Below are 16,273 nucleotides of genomic sequence, written 5' to 3' on the forward strand. Positions count from 1 at the left end.
CCTCCTGGGCGTCAGGCCTTCGCCGGGTCCAGGCAGGAGCGCCGTCTCACATCAGTCCTCACGGGACAAGCACCGCAAGCGCTCCCTGCCGGGATCCACCGTGCGAAGGGAAGGTAGCGCCATCAGCGCCGATGCACCGAGCGACGCCGATCGGAGCAGGACGCCGGCACCGGAAGGACCGGACGGGCGGGCCCGGGTGCTCCTGTGCGGCACGGGGTTCGGCCGGTTCTACGCGACGGCCGTCGCGCGGACGCCCGGCCTCACCCTCGCGGGCGTCCTGAGCCGGGGAAGCTCCTCCTCACGGAACTACGCGGCGAGCCTGGGGGTCCCGCACTACGGCGCGGTCGAGGCGATCCCGGACGAGGCGCTCGCCTGCGTCGACCTGGCGTGCGTCGTCATCGGCTCGACGATCTCCGGGGGCGCCGGCAGCGAGGTGGCCCGCGCTCTGCTCGCGCGGGGGGTGCCCGTCATCCAGGAACACCCGGTCCATCCCGACGAGATGACCCGGACGCTGCGGATCGCCCGGCAGCGAGGTGTGCAGTACCGCGTCAACACCCACTACCCGCAGGTGGAACCGGTGCGGGCCTTCCTCGCCGCGGCACGGGCGCTGCGCGCGCGCAGCCGCCCGCTGTTCGTCGACGCGGCCGGGCCGGTGCACGTACTGCTGCCGCTGGTCGACATCCTCGGCCGGGCGCTCGGGGAGCTGCGGCCCTGGCGGTTCGCCGCGCTCGACGATCCGGCGACCGCGGGCCCGCTGCGCGGCATCACCGGCGAGCTGGGCGGGGTGCCCCTCACCCTGCGCGTACACAACCAGCTCGATCCTTCCGACCGGGACAACCATGCGCTGCTGTGGCACCGGATCGCTCTCGGGACCCAGGCCGGCGTGCTGACCCTCGCCGACACCCACGGCCCGGTGCTCTGGAGCCCACAACTGCACGCCGACCGGGACGCCGACGGGCGGATGGTCCTCGATGGTCCCGGCACCGGGCATCTGGACGAGCCGAGCACCGCTGTACTGGCGGGCACGTCCGCCGCCCGACAGCAGGACGTCTTCGAACGGCTGTGGCCCGACGCGACAGCGCGGGCACTGACCGAGATGGTCGCGGCGATCCGCGCGGGCGACGACCCGCTGCTGTCCGCGCAGTACGACCTGAGCATCACCCACATCTGGTCGCGGCTGGCCGCCGCGCTCGGCCCGCCCGAAATCGTCCGTCCGGGCCGCCCCCGTCTGGTCCCGGTCTCCGAGCTGGCCGCGGCGGTGGCCTCGGAGCTTGAACCGGCACCGACGGCTCCGCTGCCGGCGCCGGTATCAGAGCAGAAAGCCGAGCGGCCGACCGCGGAGACGGGCCCGCGGGAGCCACGGCCGTACACCCCGACCGCGGAGTTCTTCGACCTCGTCGCGGCCGGCCATGTGGAGCGGTCCAGCGCGCCGGCCGTCGTCGAGGCGCTGCGCGCGGCCGGCCTCGGCAAGGGGGTGCTCGTCGAGATCGGCGCCGGGACCGGCCTGCTCACCGAGGCCGTCGCGCGCGCCTTCCCCCAGAGCGAGATCATCTGCTTCGAACCGAGCGACGGCATGCGCGCGGTCCTGACCGGTCGCGTCTGCCGGGACGACGACCTGCGCAGCCGGGTCACCGTCAGCGCGGATCCTGCCCCCAACCTGGACCTGCCCGAGACGATCGAGGCCGCGCTCGTCTGCGGTGTCGCCGGCCATCTGAGCCCGGGCGAACGCGCGGCACTGTGGGGCCGGCTCCGGAAACGGCTGGGCCCCGGCGGCATGATCATCGTCGAGCTGATGGACCTCGACCGGCCCGTTGACCTGGCGCCGCACCGGCTCGCCCGGACCCGGCTCGGCGACCAGAACTACGAGTGGTGGCTGTCCGGCCAGCCCGCCGGTGACGACACGATCATCCTCCGGACGACCTGGCGGGTGCTCAGCGGCGACCGCGTCGTTCGCGAGGCACACGATTCCTACACCTGGCAGACCATCAGCCTCGCCGAAGTCGCGGCGGAGGCGGGCCTGACGCTGCACCCGCTGCCCCTGCCCGAGGGATCCAGCACGGTGCTCGGTGCGCTGACCGAACCGCGCACCGCCGGCTGACCGGCCCCCGGCTGACCGGCTCCCGGCTCGGCTCCCGCCCCGACGCCACCGGGACCCTACCTGCTCTGTTCCACCCGACCGGCCCCTTCCGGCTCGACCGCCCCCGACAGGCCGATCAGCGATCGGCCGAGGAGGAATCCCGATGACCGACCTCGCAGGCGACGGCCCGGCCCGGCTCGCACCCTCCCCCGCCACCGCCGCCCCGACGACGCGGGCCCCGGACGGCCCGACGGCCTTTCCGTTCCGGCGTGGCTGCCCGTTCTTCCCACCCGACGAGTACGCACGGCTGCGCCGAGACGCCCCGGTGACGCGGGTGACCCTGCCGACCGGCGGCCAGGCCTGGATCGTGACCCGCTACCGCGACGTCCGCGCGCTGCTCGCGGACCCCCGGATCAGCTCCGACGCCCGCCACCCCACGTTCCCCGCGATGGGTGCGGGCGAGCGGGAGGCCGCGGCCCGCAACCGCCCGTTCATCCGCACCGACCCACCCGAGCACACCCGGATCCGCCGCATGGTGCAGGCAGAGTTCACCGTGCGCCGCGTGAAGAACATGGTCCCGGAACTCGCCTCCTACGCCGAGGGCCTCGTCGACGACATGGTCGCCGCCGGGCCGCCGGCCGACCTGGTCTCGGCGTACGCGAACCAGATGTCCACTGTCACCGTGCTCAACCTGATGGGCGTGCCCACCGAGGACGTCGAGTTCTTCCGGGACGTCACCCGGATCTCCGGAGGCCGCACCAGCAGCGCGGAACAGGTACAGGCCGCCCTCGGTGGCATGTTCGCCCGGTTCGACGAGCTGATCGAGCGCCGTCTGCGCAAGCCCGGCGAGGACCTGTTCTCCCGGCTGGTCATCAACAACCTGGCCACCGGCGCGATGACCCGCCAGGAGCTGCTCTCCACTGTCGGGATTACCGTCATCGCCGGCCGGGAGACCACCACCAGCATGATCGCGCTCGGCACGCTGATGCTGCTGGAGCGTCCCGACGCCCTTGCGGAGCTGCGGGAGCGACCCGATCTGCTGGGCGAGGCCGTCGAGGAGCTGCTGCGCATGCTCTCGGTCGCCGACTCGATCCCGCTGCGGGTGGCGACCGGGGAGATCGAGATCGGCGGAGTCACCATCCGGCCCGGCGACGGGGTGATCCTGCTGCTGGCGGCGGCCAACCACGACCCGGAGGTCTTCCCCGAGCCGACCGCTCTCGACCTGCACCGCCCCGACCGTCATCACGTCGCCTTCGGCTTCGGCATCCATCAGTGCGTCGGCCAGAACCTGGCCCGGGCCGAGCTGGAGGTCGCCCTCGGCACGCTGCTGCGGAGGCTGCCCACGCTGCGCCTCGCCGCGCCCTTCGAGGAGCTGGAGCTGCGGCAGGACGCTGCGACGTTCGGCATCGAGACGCTCCCGGTGGCGTGGTGACCTCGGCGCTGCGCCGCTACCGCCCCCGCTCCGCCGCGCGGGTACGGCTCCTGTGCTTCCCGCATGCCGGCGGCGGCGCGAGCGGGTACCGGGCCTGGGCCGCGCTGCTGCCACCGACCGTCGAACTGGTCGTCGTGCAGTACCCCGGGCGGGAGGACCGCTTCGACGACCCGGCCCCGACCGACCTCGTCAGCCTGGCAGGGCACGTCGCGGCCGAGCTCCGGCCGCTGCTCGACCGGCCCTTCGCGATGTTCGGGCACAGCATGGGCACGCTCGTCGCCTACGAGACGCTCCAACGGCTGCGCTGGGAGGGGGCACGCGAGCCCGACCTGCTGGTCGTCTCGGGACGGCCGGCCCCCGACGAGGCCCTCGGCGGTCAGCTGCACCTCGGCGACGATGAGGGCCTGTGCGACGAGCTCGCCCGGCTCGGCGGCGCGACGCAGGAGATGTTTGCCGACCCCGAGATCCGACGGGTGTTCCTGCCGTACATCCGGGACGACTACCGGCTCGTCGAGACGTACCGGCCGCGCGCCGCCGAGCCTCTGGACTGCCCGGTCACCGTGTTCGTCGGCACCTCCGACCCGGAGTGCGACGCGGCGGCCGCCGCCGGCTGGGCCCGCTTCACCCGCGGGCCGCTGGCTGTGCGGAGCTTTCCCGGGGACCACTTCTACCTGGTCCCCGGACGGGCCCGGGTCGTGGCGGAGATCTCCGGTCTGCTCGATCCGGCACTCGCGCGGCCATCGGCGGCCTGGCCGAGCATGCCATGACACCCGGCTCGGCAGGCCTGGCCTGGACCCGTGGGTGGGAAGAACGGACGACCAGCGGAGCGCGGACGCCACCGGCAGGCGGCAGGCAGCGGCCGATGTCAGGGAGGACAGCGATGCGTGACTACTACTCACCGATGGCGGAGTTCTACGAGATCGTCGCCGCTCGTCAGGTCGCCTCCAGTGGCCCGCCGCTGGTTGCCGCCCTCACCGGCGTCGATCCGGCCGCCGGGCCGATAGTCGAGATCGGCGCCGGCACCGGGCGAGTCACCGAGGTGATCGCCGCGGCCGTTCCGCGGGCCCGCATCGTCGCCGCGGAGCCGTCGGCGCTCATGCGCGCGGTTCTTACCAGCAGGATCGCGGCCCTGCCGGATCTGAGCCCGCGGGTCACCGTGATCGACGGCGCCGCTCCCGACCTCGACCTGCCGGACACGATCGCCGCGGCGGTGGTGTTCGGGGTCGCCGGCCACCTGGCCCCGCCGGCACGTCGCGCGCTGTGGCGACGGCTGCGGGAACGACTCGCCCCGGACGGGGTGATCGTGGTGGAGCTGATGGGCGTCCGGGCCACCCGCGTCATCCCGCCAACGCTGCAGATCCAGGAGCGGGTCGGCCGGCAGACGTACGAGTGGTGGGTGTCGGGCACGCCACGGGGACCGGACCTGATGCGCTTCACGACGACCTGGAAGGTGCTCGGGCAGGGCGACCAGCCGGTACGAGAGGTCACGGACAGCTATGACTGGTACACGCTGGACACCGATCGACTTGCCGCGGAGGCGGAGCTGACCGGCCGGCGGATCTCCCGGCTCGGGAGCACCATCCTCCCGGAGATCGCCGCCCTCTCCCGCTGACAGCGGTGCCCGCGTCCGTCACGTTCAAGCACGGAACCGGCGGCATACGGTGAACCCGGGTAGCCCGTTCGACAGCCGACAGCTCGCCAATGTCACCCAGATAAGGACGAACGGAGCGGCAACCCGTGACGCAACCACACCACCGGCTCACCGGGACTACCGACGAGGCTGAGACGTTCTGGGAGAACCTCTACCACGAACAGCGCGACAACCAGGCCGTCTGGGGGACACGGGTCAACCCGCGGCTCGTCGAGGTGGCCACGAGCATCCCCGCCGGCACCGCGCTCGATCTTGCCTGTGGTGCCGGCGGCGACACCATCTGGCTCGCCCGCCACGGTTGGCGGGTCACCGCCGTCGACATCGCCACCACCGCCGTCGAACAGGTCCTCGCCCGCGCCCAGGATCTCGGTCTCGGTGACCGCGTGACCACCGAGCAGCACGATCTGGCACGCAGCTTCCCGAACGCGACGTTCGACCTGGTCTCGGCGCAGTACTTCCACACCCCCTTCGCGGTCCCCCGCGCCCAGATCCTGCGCGCAGCCGCAGAGGCACTGCGCCCGGGTGGACGGCTTCTGGTCGTCGACCACGGGTCCATCGCCCCCTGGTCCTGGAACCAGGACCCCGGCACCCGTTTCCCCACCCCGACCGAGGTCCATATCGAGCTCGACCTCGCCCCCTCGACGTGGACGATCGAGCGCGCCGACACACCCCGACGCGAGGCGGCCGGCCCCGACGGTCAGCGCGCAACGGTCACCGACCACATCCTGCTCATCCGCCGCACCAGCCACTGACGGCCAGCCGGAGGCGAGCGCGGGCCAGCTCGACGCACCGCCGCCTGCCGACCGTCGCCACGGTCGCCCACGCCACGGCGGCGACCGCGTCGTCGAGCGAGTTCCTCGCCGCCTCCCGTGCCACCAGCCGGCGCAGCCCGTGGGAGTGCAGACCGCCAGGCAGGTTCAACGCCCGGTCCGCCGGGCGTAGGTTCGCCACTCCCGGAGCCCGGTAGGCCAGCCCTGTCCCCGTCCCCCGGCCGAACACGGTGGCCAGCGACCGCCGATGCCCCTTCTCCAGCCAGGTCCACACCACCCCGGCAGGCCCCGACCGGCTGCCTCATCACCAGAGTGGTGAGGATCCGGGACCAGCTCGGCGCCCGAACGCCATGCTGGTCACCGTTGTGGAGAAGCTCGGGCTCACGCCGGGCATGCGTGAAACCTGGCGGTGACGCCCTGTGCTGGCATCTGTGGGCTGGCGAGCCACCGCCCCGAATGTCTTTGCCACCGCGGTGAACCGGTCAGCGAGGCGGCATGCTCTGGTCCTGAAAGCAGCTCGCCCCCGCGGACTTCCCCGCTCCCAGCCAGACCTCGACGATCTCGGCCTCGACCCAGCCGCGTGGATCACCGAACGCTGTGAACGGACCCACCGCCCCACCACCGGTCCGGACGGGCGCACAACTGCGGCCGTCGCGGACAACGTCATCGTCGTCCGCCGCACCTGAATCGTGCCGACAGGCGGCTCCACGGTGACCGGGGAGCCGCCCCGAAGGTCAACCCGCCCGGCCCCGCGCTCCGGTGGTCAGGCCCGCGCCCTCGCGTGTGGCCGGGACGATGTCGGCGCCGAAGCGGAAGTCGGGATCGATCTGACCAGCCAGATCCGCCCCCACCGCCGCGTTCGCCCATGCCGAGGCGTTACGCAGATGGATCTCATGCATCTGCGCCAGGAAGCGATCCGGATCCCGCTTCGTCGCGTCCACCACCGCCTTCATCCGGTCCAGCACCGTCCGATCCGACACATCGAGATCGTCGATGCCGAACGCGCGCCCCTGTTCCATTGCCCGCACAGGGGCGGACTGACTCAGCCAAGCCAACAGGTCCACGCCCACCTCACGGCGCAGAAACTCCACGTCCCCGGCGTCGGTCACCTTGTTGCCCACCACAGACAAGGCCACCTCGAACTCCGCCGAATACCCCAGGTACTGACGGTGCACCGCCACGGCCTTCCGTGTCGGCTCACACACCAGAAAGGTCCGGTCGAACCGCGTGAACAACCCCGACGCGAACGCGTCGGCCCCCGCGGTCATATCCACCACCACGTACTCCCCGGGGCCGTCCTGGAGATGGTTGAGCAACAGCTCCACCGCACCCAGCTTGGAGTGGAAGCACGCCACGCCGAGATCCTCCTCGGCGAACGCCCCGGTAGCGAGCAGACGCACACCTCCCGCCTCGACTGCGAACCGCGACCAGATCGGATCTCCCAAGCCGAGCAGTCGCGAACCCACCCCCGGCGGGCTCGTCTTCACCATCACCTCCGCCGACGGAATGCGCGGATTGTCACCCCGCAGATAGTCTTTGATCTCGGTGAGGTGCTCGCCCATCGGCGGCACCACCACATCATCAGCCAGCCCCAGCGCAACGCCAAGATGCTGGTTGATGTCCCCGTCTATGGCCAGCACCGGATGCCCGGACGCGGCCAGATGCCGACAGAACAGCGCGGACAACGTGGTCTTCCCGCTGCCACCCTTGCCAACGAAAGCGATCTTCACGCGCGGCGCCCCTTGACCATGGCGACGTTGCTGTGATCCTCAGCAGGATCGCAACGATACCCGTTGTCATTAAGATCAGTCGTTCGCGCCAGACCGACGTGTCGGCCGTCCCGACGCGCACCGCAGGCCCCTCGCCTCACCGGAAGGTCATCCGCGCCGACATGGGCTCTCTGCCTCCGACGCGGGAACCGGCACCATGCCGGGTCGTCGCCTCGTCCAGCACCATTACCCCTCATCTCACCTTCCTCGCCGAGCCGACCAGGCCGATACCCTCAACCCACCACAGGGGTCGAGCGCGTGCTCGACGATAGGTGCCCGGCAACCATCCCCGGCCAGCACGACGAGAGAAGGCCACAGCCGGTCACCCGCTAACACGCAGACCTTGCCGGTGATCACAGCGGCCCAGAGCGCTGGCCGACGCGGGCCGAGGTGAACGCCGCCTCGGGCTACGACCTCAGATCCACTCGTTGGTCACAGCAGCCCGCGCTTGCAGGCGGCGACGAGTCGACCGGGCACCCGGAGTGTGCGGCCGTCGGGGGTGGTCACCGGCACCAGGTCGGGCGCCACGGCCTTCCACTGGGCGCGGCGGTGCCGGGTGTTGCTGCGGGAGGTCCTGCGCTTGGGGACGGCTATGTCAGCGGCTTCTCTTTCCGTAGCGGCGGTTGAACTTCTCGACGCGGCCCGCGGTGTCGATCACCCGCTGGTCGCCCGTCCAGAACGGGCGAGAATCAGCGGTGATGTCGACCGCGATGAGCGGGTAGGTGTTGCCGTCCTCCCAGTCGATCGCGCGGCCCGAGGTGGCCGTGGACCGGGTCAGAAACGCCCTTCCGGTCGACCGATCCTGGAAGACGACCGGGTGGCAGTCGGGGTGGATATCCCTCTTCACAACTCCTCCATCTCTTCCTGAACGCCGGTGGACGGGTCGACGAGCTCCAGCTCGCCGGCCAGCGCGGGTCCGCTGCCGGCCAGCAACCCCTCGCGCAGGATCGTGGTGATCTCCTCAGGCGACACGGCCAGGTGCGCCAGACCTCCTCCGCCAGGTCATGGCCGGCCTGACCGGCCATCGATACGACCTCCGTCCGCAGCGACCAGTCTATCGAAAACGATTTCCATTTCAGGGGCAGGGGTGGGGGTGGGGGTGGACACGTCATCACGCCGCCGGCTACCCACGAGCCCCACCCCTTCAAAGATCACCGACCGACCGGAACCCCCGCCGAGCCGATCACAGTCATCCATGACCGGAGAGAAACTCATGGCCACCGATCCACGCATCCCCATCACAGTGCCGTCCGGCTTCCTCGGCGCGGGCAAGACCACGCTGCTCAACCACGTACTCGCCAACCGCGAGGGGCGCCGGGTCGCGGTGGTGGTCAACGACATGAGCGAGGTCAACATCGACGCCTCGCCGGCCTCCGACCGGGGTGGCGAACGCCTGGTCGAGCTGACCAACGGCTGCATCTGCTGCACCCCGCGGGAGGACCTGCTCGAAAGCGTGGGCGCCCTGGCCCGCGAGCGCCGCTTCGACACCATCCTCATCGAGTCCACCGGGATCTCCGAACCGATGCCGGTCGCGGCAACGTTCGAATGTACGTTCGATGGCGGCACCAGCCTTTCCGACCACGCTCGCCTCGACACCATGGTCACCGTGGTCGACGCCTCGAACTTCCTGGCCGAGCTTGAGCGTGGCGACTACCTCGTTGAACGCTCCCTGGAGGCTGAGGAGGGCGACGAACGCGGCATCTCCGATCTGTTGATCGACCAGGTCGAGTTCGCCGACGTGCTGGTACTCGGCAAGACGGACCTGGCCACCTCCGACCAGGCCGCCACCGTCGAAGGGCTGCTACGCAAGCTCAATCCGAACGCCCGCCTCGTCCGCGCCGCCCGTCCCTTCCACCCCGCCCGCCTCGCCACCGCCCTCACCGACTGGGAGGGTGTGCTGCGCAGCAAGGGCTTCTGCCATATCGCCAGCCGCCCACACACCCTGGCCGTCTGGTCCCAGGCCGGACCGAACATGACCATCGAACCCGGCGAACTACTCACCGGCCACACCGCCACCCAGGAACTCGTCTTCATCGGCATCGGGCTGGACCCCGACGAACCACGCCGACGGCTCGACCCCGCCCTGCTCACCGACACCGAACACGCCGCAGGCCCCACCACCTGGCAACAGTTCCCCGACCCGCCGCCCGCTTGGGACACCCGGAACCGCACCACCACGAACACGATATTTCCGCATAGCGGTAGCCCATCGTCGTAACAGGCAGTTTCGTCCGCGCCGCAAGCGATATTCGGCAAGGTGGCGGTCCACAGTACCTGGCTCGGTCGCGCCGATGTCGGGCTGGCGGCGGCCTGCGGGTGCCGGGCCCCCATAGCAGCCGCGGGGGCAGCCCACTCCTGATCCTGCCGGCGATGGCAAAATCAGTGGTCACGTAGTACCGGGCCGCGATCAGCGCGAAAGGTGAGAACGGGCCCAGAGCTGACCTAGAAGGATGCTGATCACATGCCTAGAGCGAGTTCATCCCCAGTCGGAGTGGGTGTTGGCCGCAGGGGGACGACTTCCCGGTCCACCAGGCAGGGAGCGGCCATCTCGGCAGCCCTCGCGACCACAGGGACCTTCGCCACCGCCCAGGAACTGCACGCGACGCTCCGGGCGGCAGGCGACTCGACCGGCCTCACGACCGTCTACCGGCACCTCCAGGTACTCGTCGACCGTGGCGAGGTTGACGTACTGAGGAATCCCGACGGCGAGACACTGTACCGGCGATGCGTGAGCGAGGAACACCATCATCACCTTGTCTGCCGGGCCTGCGGACTGCCCGTCGAGATCGGCAGTCCCGACGTCGAGGCCTGGGCGGCTCGCGTCGCGGCAGCCGAAGGGTTCATCGACGTAACTCACACGGTCGAAATCTCGGGCCTGTGTCGTGCCTGCTCTTCGAGTCTTCGGCGTGAGCCATAGACCTGTGGGGTGCCGGAACTCGGCCACCGGTGTTGACCTGGCCTTTGGGGCGGCTCGCTCGTATTCGTTGATCAGACCGCCGGGGACAGGCTGGCGTTTGATCAGTTCCTGGGTCAGGTCCGCAGCGGGGTGGTCAGGCCGGGGTGGTCGAAGGTCGCGGCCGCGGTGGGGTCGTCGTCCGTTGTAGTGCCGTGCGTACTCGGCCAGGACAACGCGCAGGTGCCGCTCACCGAAGATCAGCATCCTGTCGGTGACCGCTGGAACGTCATCGACACCTGGGTCTGGTCCACCGACCAGGCCCACCCCGCGATCATCGACATCGACATCGACACCTTCGCCCAGGCCCAGACTTGCCGAACCGCCCGGCGGGTCACTCCACCCGATGAGTGGGAACGTCGTCATGACGCCTCCCGTCGGCCCCGCACGCGCGGGGTCTCCCCAGTCGGAGCGGGGGGCGCGTGACGATGTGCAGGCGGTGGGCGCCGACGCCACGCTGACCCGTTTCACCTACCGGCCAGCCGCATCGAGCGGAGGCGGCCATCGAGTGGGGGCCCGAGATAGCCGGCGCCCGCAGCGCGGTCGGCTCGGATCCCTGTGTGTCGGCGACGGGAGCCGGGCAGGTCGACAGATGGCGCCACCGTCCGTTGGGGCCAGGCGCTGTCGGCCTGCCATGTCATGCGGCCGAAAGATCACGTTGCGATGGGGCGGAGGTAGTGGTGGCGGGGCGCCGGGTACTCGGGGACGCTGTGCCAGGCGCGCTACGTCCGGCTGGCTGGTCCCACGTGCCCCGGTCGTTCCGCCGCGCTCTCGTGGGCTGCCCGCTGCTCGTCGGGCTGGCGGCTGTGTTCGTGGCGCTCCTGGACCCGAGGCCGGCTGTAATCGCCACGACCGTCGTCGCGTTCGTGTCCGAGGTCACCGCCGCGCTGGCCTGCTTCTGGAGTGCTCGGCACGCCGCGGCAGGTGATCGACGATGGCGGGTACTCATCGGCACGTTCGCGGTCGGCCTCGCGGGAGGTGCCCTCCTCACCGCGGTGACCTTGCTGAAGGGCGACTCGATCAGATCGGTGATCTTGGAGTATCTCGGCTTGATCGTCTTCTACGGCCTGGCACTGGCCGGGTTGTTATGCCTGCCGACCTACCCGGTTGATGGCCGGAGTGTGCGTGGCCAGGGCAGCGATCTGACCCGTTGGCACGCGATTGTCGTGCTCGACAGCGCACTGATCGTCGGCTCGGTCCTCCTGTTCGAATGGGGGACGTCGCTGGAAGCGATCGCCCGGGCGAGTGCACCCGACCCTGCGCAGCTCCTCATTGCGCTTGTCCACCAGCTGACGGTGCTGGCCCTCGCGGCCACTGTGCTGCTGATCGCGACGTTCCGCCGACCGCGGTCCCCGGCGACATTGGCACTGCTGGGCAGCGGCCTGCTGGCGTACTCCCTCACGGGCAGCATCCACGTCTACCGCTTCGCCCACGGGCACTACGACCTCCCGGCGTGGAGCCTGATTCCGCTCATCGTCTCCCTCCAGCTGATAGCCCTCTCCGCCCTGGCACCGGTTCGTGGACCGGTGGAACAGCACACCGCGGCCGAGGCCGGTCCACGGTCGATGTGGGTACATACCGCCCTGCCGTACGCCGTGCTCGGCGTGACCGGTCTGTTACCTCTTGGCAAGCTGGTGGCGGGCACGCCACTCAACCGGGTCGAGACGTATGGCGTGGTGTCACTGCTGCTCCTGGCGTTCACCCGACAGATGATCACTATGGCCGAGAACACCCATCTGCTGGCCGAGGTGAGAAAACGCGAGAAGCAGCTGAACTATCAGGCGTTCCATGACCCCCTGACCGGTCTGGCCAACCGGGCACTGTTCGCCCGACGCCTGCAGCACGAGGTCGATCCTGACATCGAGCCAGGGAACGACACCACATCCACTGGCAGTCAGGCCGCCGTGTCCGTTCTGTGCCTGGACCTGGACCAGTTCAAACGGGTCAACGACACGTTCGGTCACGCCATCGGCGACGAACTCCTCAAGATCATCGCAGGCAGGCTGCGGGCTGGAACCGGCACGAACGACACAGTCGCCCGCCTCGGTGGGGACGAGTTCGCCGTCATCATCGACAGCTCAGGCCCAGACAAACCAGTCCACGTGGCCCAGCGCCTCGCAGCGGCGGTCCAGACGCCGTGCCACCTCGCGGGCCGGACCTACCTCCCACATGCCAGCCTCGGACTCGTCACCCTCGACCCCGACGCACGACCAGCAAGCCCCGACAGCCTGCTCCACCAGGCCGACCTGGCGATGTACGCAGCGAAACGCACCAAGACAGGCAGACCCGTCGTATACGACCGCCACCTGGTTGGCGGTGACCACCCGCCCTGCCCATGACGGCCATCACGACGCCCGCGCAGTGGCAGCAAACCGACGACCCATGAAATTCGGAGACCGGGCAGGGGAAGGGGGTCAGCGTCGGGCTGAAAAGGCACGTAAGCAATACCTGCACCACCCAACGATACTGTGGGTTTGGGCATAAGAACGCAGAAAAGCGGCAACCTCTCCCCCACTACGTCAACACGAACGGACCAGCGGCAACCGGGCCCAGCAGGCTCTGCCGCATCCGGCCGGGCAGGTTCTCGTGCCGGCGGTCAAACATGATTAGGACACGGGTCGAGATGCGGTCACTCCTACACCTCCGGCCGGTTTCGGAGTTCGCCGGGTTCCGATTCCCGCCCGAGGTGATCGGGCTGCGGTCCGCTGGTAGTGCGCCACGAGGAACCTCGTTTGATCCCCGGCTCGGCCGGGGGGATCGGAGGAACGCCGATATTCTTTACTCGCTACACCGCAGACCGCATCGAATTCGCCCAGACGAGAGAGTCCTCGGCACCGCAGGGTCAACAACCGCTACACGAACTCGCCATCCGAGGTCGAGTAGCAGCCTTGTGTCCACCCTCCACGCTCGAGACCACACAGGAACCACGCGCGACGGCCTTGAAGCCGGCCAGATCGAGGTCATCGCCGACAGAGAGCGCGCCGAGGCCAAGGCCGCACTGGGCACCGACCCCCTCGCCGAATTCCATCGTCACAATGCGCGGATGCGTTCGAGCGCTGTCAGGATTGTTTCCTCGCGACCGGCCGGCTGCGGGAGACAAGGGAACGCATTCGTCCCCGGATCAGGGACGTCGAGGATGGTGCGGCTTCCGGCGCGACGAAAGGTACTCGTATGGGTTTACCAAGGTGGCGACGGGCCCGTTCGGGACGCATTGCGCTTTCCGTGTCGGCCGGGATGCTGGCGGTGGCTGCCGGTGCCGGTGGGTGTCAGGTTCCGGTGCCACCCCCGGGCGGCGGGACTGGTGGGAGTGGCGGCGTGAGCGGGCCACTGTCGGCGGCCACCCAGGCATGGTGAGCGTACGACCGACCGACCGGCTTCGGCTCGGTGACGACGAACGTCACCGTCCCGATGCGGGATCAGACGCCGCTGGACTGCCTGCTGGTGCGCCCAGCGCAGGACGGCGCGGCCGCCGCCGGCCGGTTCCCGGGGCTCGTCGCCGAGTTCACCCCGTACGCCCTCATCCGGTCCACGATGGAGGGCGAGGCGAAGTACTTCGCCGAACACGGCTACAACGTGCTGGTCTGCAACCTGCGGGGAACCGGCGCCTCCGGCGGGACCTGGCAGCACGCGATGTCCTCCCAGGACGGCAGGGACGCCCACGACCCCGTCGAATGGCTCGCCACCCAGCCGTTCGGCAACGGTGACGTCGGGATCTACGGCGAGAGCTACGGCGGCCAGACGGCGCTCGGTGCTGCGGTCGAGGCACCCCCGCACCTGCGCACCGCTGTGCCCATGCAGGCGCCGTCCGCACTGTACGACGACGTGATCTACCCCGGCGGGGTCAAGACCACCGAGCGCGGAACCATCGACACGTGGCCCGACGGCGCCGCCGTGCTCAGCGGCGGCCGGATCGACGCGGACGCCGAGTACGCCGCCAACCGGGCGCATCCCACCTTCGACGCCTACTGGCAGGACCGTTCGTTCGCCGGCAGGTACAACGCCATCCGCGTACCGATGCTCATGGTGGGCGGCTGGAACGACCAGTTCTTCCGCGCCGGCACCATCACCAACATCGAGAACACGGCCGACCGGACCTGGGCCATCTACGGTCCGTGGGCGCATTCCATGCCGTTCCGGTTCGCCAGCTACCCGCACCCGCCGGCGGAGGCTCTGTCTCCAGGGCTGCTGCTCGCCTGGTTCGACCGCTGGGTGAAGAAGCTGCCGAACGTCCCCGTGCCGGCCCGGCCGACCTTCGTCAGCTATGAGGGCCCGACCGGCAGCGGTGCCGGCTGGCGGCAGCTGACCCGCTGGGTACCCGCCGGGACGGGCTCCCTCGTTCTCTCCCTGGGCGCGGACGCGACCCTCACTCCGGTCGGTGGCGCTGGCAGCGGCCCGGGTGGCACGGTCAGCTTCACCCAGCCGGCCGACCCGGCCAGCCCGGGTGGCTCGGCCACCTTCACCACCGCGCCCCTCCCCAGCGCACAGGTGCTGGTCGGACGGCCCCGGCTGACCCTGCGCGCGACCCTGTACGGGCCCGACGCCAACCTGTACGCCGAGCTGCTCGATGTCGCCCCCGACGGCACCAGTGTCCTGGTCAACAACGGCTTCCTGCGCGCCAGCCACCGCTCGTCGCACGTCACTCCGACGCCGGTCACGCCGGGGCAGCCGACGACGTTCACCGTCGACATCCGCGCCCAGCACCACCGCTTCGCCGAAGGCCACCGCCTCGCGCTGCGTCTGTCCGGCGGAGCGGCGAACACGCTGACCCCGAACCCGTCCCCCGTCGACGTCACGCTCCTCGTCGGGATCTCCACCCTGCGGCTCCCCGGCCTGTGATCAGGTCGGGCACGCCTCGATCCCGGCGGTTACCCGCGGCGCGGTAACTCCCCGCCGATGGCGCGGGCATGGGCGCAGTCCGGTCCGCGAACCTGACATCGCCGCGATGAGGGCCGGGGCCATGCGCCCAGTTCTGGCCACTCCGGACAGACTCGACGCAGCCACGGCTGACACCCGACCACTCGGCCGCATCCGCCCGCGCCGCCATCGAAGCCGGCGTAGAGGAGGTCCGCAGCCGGCTGGGCCGCCCCACCATCCTGGTGAACAGCGCCGGCGTCGCTCCGGAGGGGCCGTTCCTGGAGATCAACACCAGGCAGTGGAACCGGTCGATCGCCGTCAACCTCACCGGCACCTTCGACTGCTGCCAGGTCGTCCTCCCGGGCATGCTCGAGGCAGGCTGGGGCCGCATCGTCAACATCTCCTCGTCGAGCATCCACACCGGGCCGCCGCAGATGGCCTCGTACGTGGCGGCCAAGTCCGGCGTCGTCGGCCTCACGAAGGTCCTCGCCCGCGAATTCGGCCGCAAGGGCATCACCGTCAACAACATCCCGCCCGGATTCGTCGACAGCCCCATGCTCCGCAACGCCCAGAGCAGCGGCCATATAGACATCGACGTCCAGACAGCCGCCACACCGGCCGGCCGGATCGGCCGCCCCGAGGACATCGCCGCAGCCTGCGCCTTCCTCGTCAGCGACGAGGCCAGCTACATCACCGGCCAGACCTTCAACATCAACGGCGGCCGCAACACCTGAGACCAGGACGCCGTGCTGGTACGTGCCGGTTCG

At 70.2% G+C, this 16,273-nt stretch carries 16 protein-coding genes and 1 pseudogene; 11 read left to right on the plus strand and 6 right to left on the minus strand.

Translation table 11 applies throughout. The annotated features are described in order from the left end of the window. The first annotated feature begins 100 nt into the window (after window positions 1-100). From AB1460_RS08425 to AB1460_RS08445, 5 genes are all read left to right on the plus strand, one after another. Window positions 101-2,098: a Gfo/Idh/MocA family oxidoreductase gene (locus AB1460_RS08425; RefSeq protein ID WP_368960105.1), complete on the plus strand. Its 1,998-nt coding sequence runs from the start codon at window positions 101-103 to the stop codon at window positions 2,096-2,098. Window positions 2,099-2,240: 142 nt separating this feature from the next. After that, window positions 2,241-3,509 (plus strand): cytochrome P450, encoded by a 1,269-nt coding sequence (locus AB1460_RS08430; protein ID WP_368960106.1) that lies wholly within the window; start codon window positions 2,241-2,243, stop codon window positions 3,507-3,509. Further along, a complete protein-coding gene (locus AB1460_RS08435; protein WP_368960108.1) occupies window positions 3,506-4,276 on the plus strand; it encodes a thioesterase II family protein in 771 nt (256 codons plus the stop codon). Before AB1460_RS08430 ends, AB1460_RS08435 begins: the two co-directional genes overlap by 4 nt. Before the next feature lie 113 nt (window positions 4,277-4,389). Further along, window positions 4,390-5,121 carry a methyltransferase domain-containing protein gene (locus tag AB1460_RS08440; RefSeq protein ID WP_368960109.1) on the plus strand — a complete coding sequence of 244 codons (732 nt, stop codon included), beginning with the start codon at window positions 4,390-4,392 and terminating at the stop codon, window positions 5,119-5,121. 125 nt (window positions 5,122-5,246) lie between these two features. Then, the gene (locus tag AB1460_RS08445; RefSeq protein WP_368960111.1) at window positions 5,247-5,912 is read left to right on the plus strand and encodes a class I SAM-dependent methyltransferase; all 666 of its coding nucleotides are present in this window, start codon (window positions 5,247-5,249) and stop codon (window positions 5,910-5,912) included. Here the strand turns inward: AB1460_RS08445 and AB1460_RS08450 are convergent. From AB1460_RS08450 to AB1460_RS08475, 6 genes are all read right to left on the minus strand, one after another. Next, entirely contained in the window at window positions 5,890-6,207 is a 318-nt protein-coding gene (locus tag AB1460_RS08450) for a hypothetical protein (RefSeq protein ID WP_368960113.1), read from the minus strand. The two genes, AB1460_RS08445 and AB1460_RS08450, sit on opposite strands and share 23 nt — an antisense overlap. Before the next feature lie 205 nt (window positions 6,208-6,412). Continuing rightward, a complete protein-coding gene (locus AB1460_RS08455; RefSeq protein WP_368956071.1) occupies window positions 6,413-6,541 on the minus strand; it encodes a hypothetical protein in 129 nt (42 codons plus the stop codon). Window positions 6,542-6,664: 123 nt separating this feature from the next. Beyond that, a complete protein-coding gene (locus AB1460_RS08460; protein WP_368960114.1) occupies window positions 6,665-7,660 on the minus strand; it encodes an ATP-binding protein in 996 nt (331 codons plus the stop codon). A gap of 471 nt (window positions 7,661-8,131) precedes the next feature. Next, on the minus strand, window positions 8,132-8,293 hold the full coding sequence (gene rpmF, locus AB1460_RS08465) for a 50S ribosomal protein L32 (protein ID WP_368960196.1): 162 nt from the start codon (window positions 8,291-8,293) through the stop codon (window positions 8,132-8,134). A gap of 1 nt (window position 8,294) precedes the next feature. Beyond that, window positions 8,295-8,546: a type B 50S ribosomal protein L31 gene (locus AB1460_RS08470; protein WP_368960115.1), complete on the minus strand. Its 252-nt coding sequence runs from the start codon at window positions 8,544-8,546 to the stop codon at window positions 8,295-8,297. Further along, window positions 8,543-8,671, minus strand: coding sequence for a hypothetical protein (locus AB1460_RS08475; RefSeq protein ID WP_368960116.1), 129 nt, complete (start codon window positions 8,669-8,671; stop codon window positions 8,543-8,545). The genes AB1460_RS08470 and AB1460_RS08475 overlap by 4 nt, the downstream gene beginning before the upstream one ends. A 241-nt stretch (window positions 8,672-8,912) precedes the next feature. Here AB1460_RS08475 and AB1460_RS08480 point away from each other — a divergent pair, with 241 nt between their 5' ends. The 6 genes and pseudogenes from AB1460_RS08480 to AB1460_RS08505 form a co-directional block, all read left to right on the plus strand. Further along, complete coding sequence (locus AB1460_RS08480) at window positions 8,913-9,917, plus strand: GTP-binding protein (protein WP_368960117.1); 1,005 nt, start codon at window positions 8,913-8,915, stop codon at window positions 9,915-9,917. Between the two features lie 243 nt (window positions 9,918-10,160). Next, complete coding sequence (locus AB1460_RS08485; RefSeq protein WP_368956066.1) at window positions 10,161-10,616, plus strand: Fur family transcriptional regulator; 456 nt, start codon at window positions 10,161-10,163, stop codon at window positions 10,614-10,616. Window positions 10,617-10,835: 219 nt separating this feature from the next. Then, entirely contained in the window at window positions 10,836-11,078 is a 243-nt protein-coding gene (locus tag AB1460_RS08490; RefSeq protein WP_368960120.1) for a hypothetical protein, read from the plus strand. Between the two features lie 254 nt (window positions 11,079-11,332). Continuing rightward, window positions 11,333-12,991 carry a diguanylate cyclase domain-containing protein gene (locus tag AB1460_RS08495; RefSeq protein WP_368960121.1) on the plus strand — a complete coding sequence of 553 codons (1,659 nt, stop codon included), beginning with the start codon at window positions 11,333-11,335 and terminating at the stop codon, window positions 12,989-12,991. 1,045 nt (window positions 12,992-14,036) lie between these two features. Next, entirely contained in the window at window positions 14,037-15,488 is a 1,452-nt protein-coding gene (locus AB1460_RS08500; protein ID WP_368960123.1) for a CocE/NonD family hydrolase, read from the plus strand. Between the two features lie 197 nt (window positions 15,489-15,685). Beyond that, a pseudogene (locus AB1460_RS08505) lies at window positions 15,686-16,240 on the plus strand (SDR family NAD(P)-dependent oxidoreductase); the annotation flags it as partial. Window positions 16,241-16,273: the final 33 nt, after the last annotated feature.

It is taken from the genome of Parafrankia sp. FMc2 (assembly GCF_041008525.1).
Classification (GTDB): domain Bacteria; phylum Actinomycetota; class Actinomycetes; order Frankiales; family Frankiaceae; genus Parafrankia.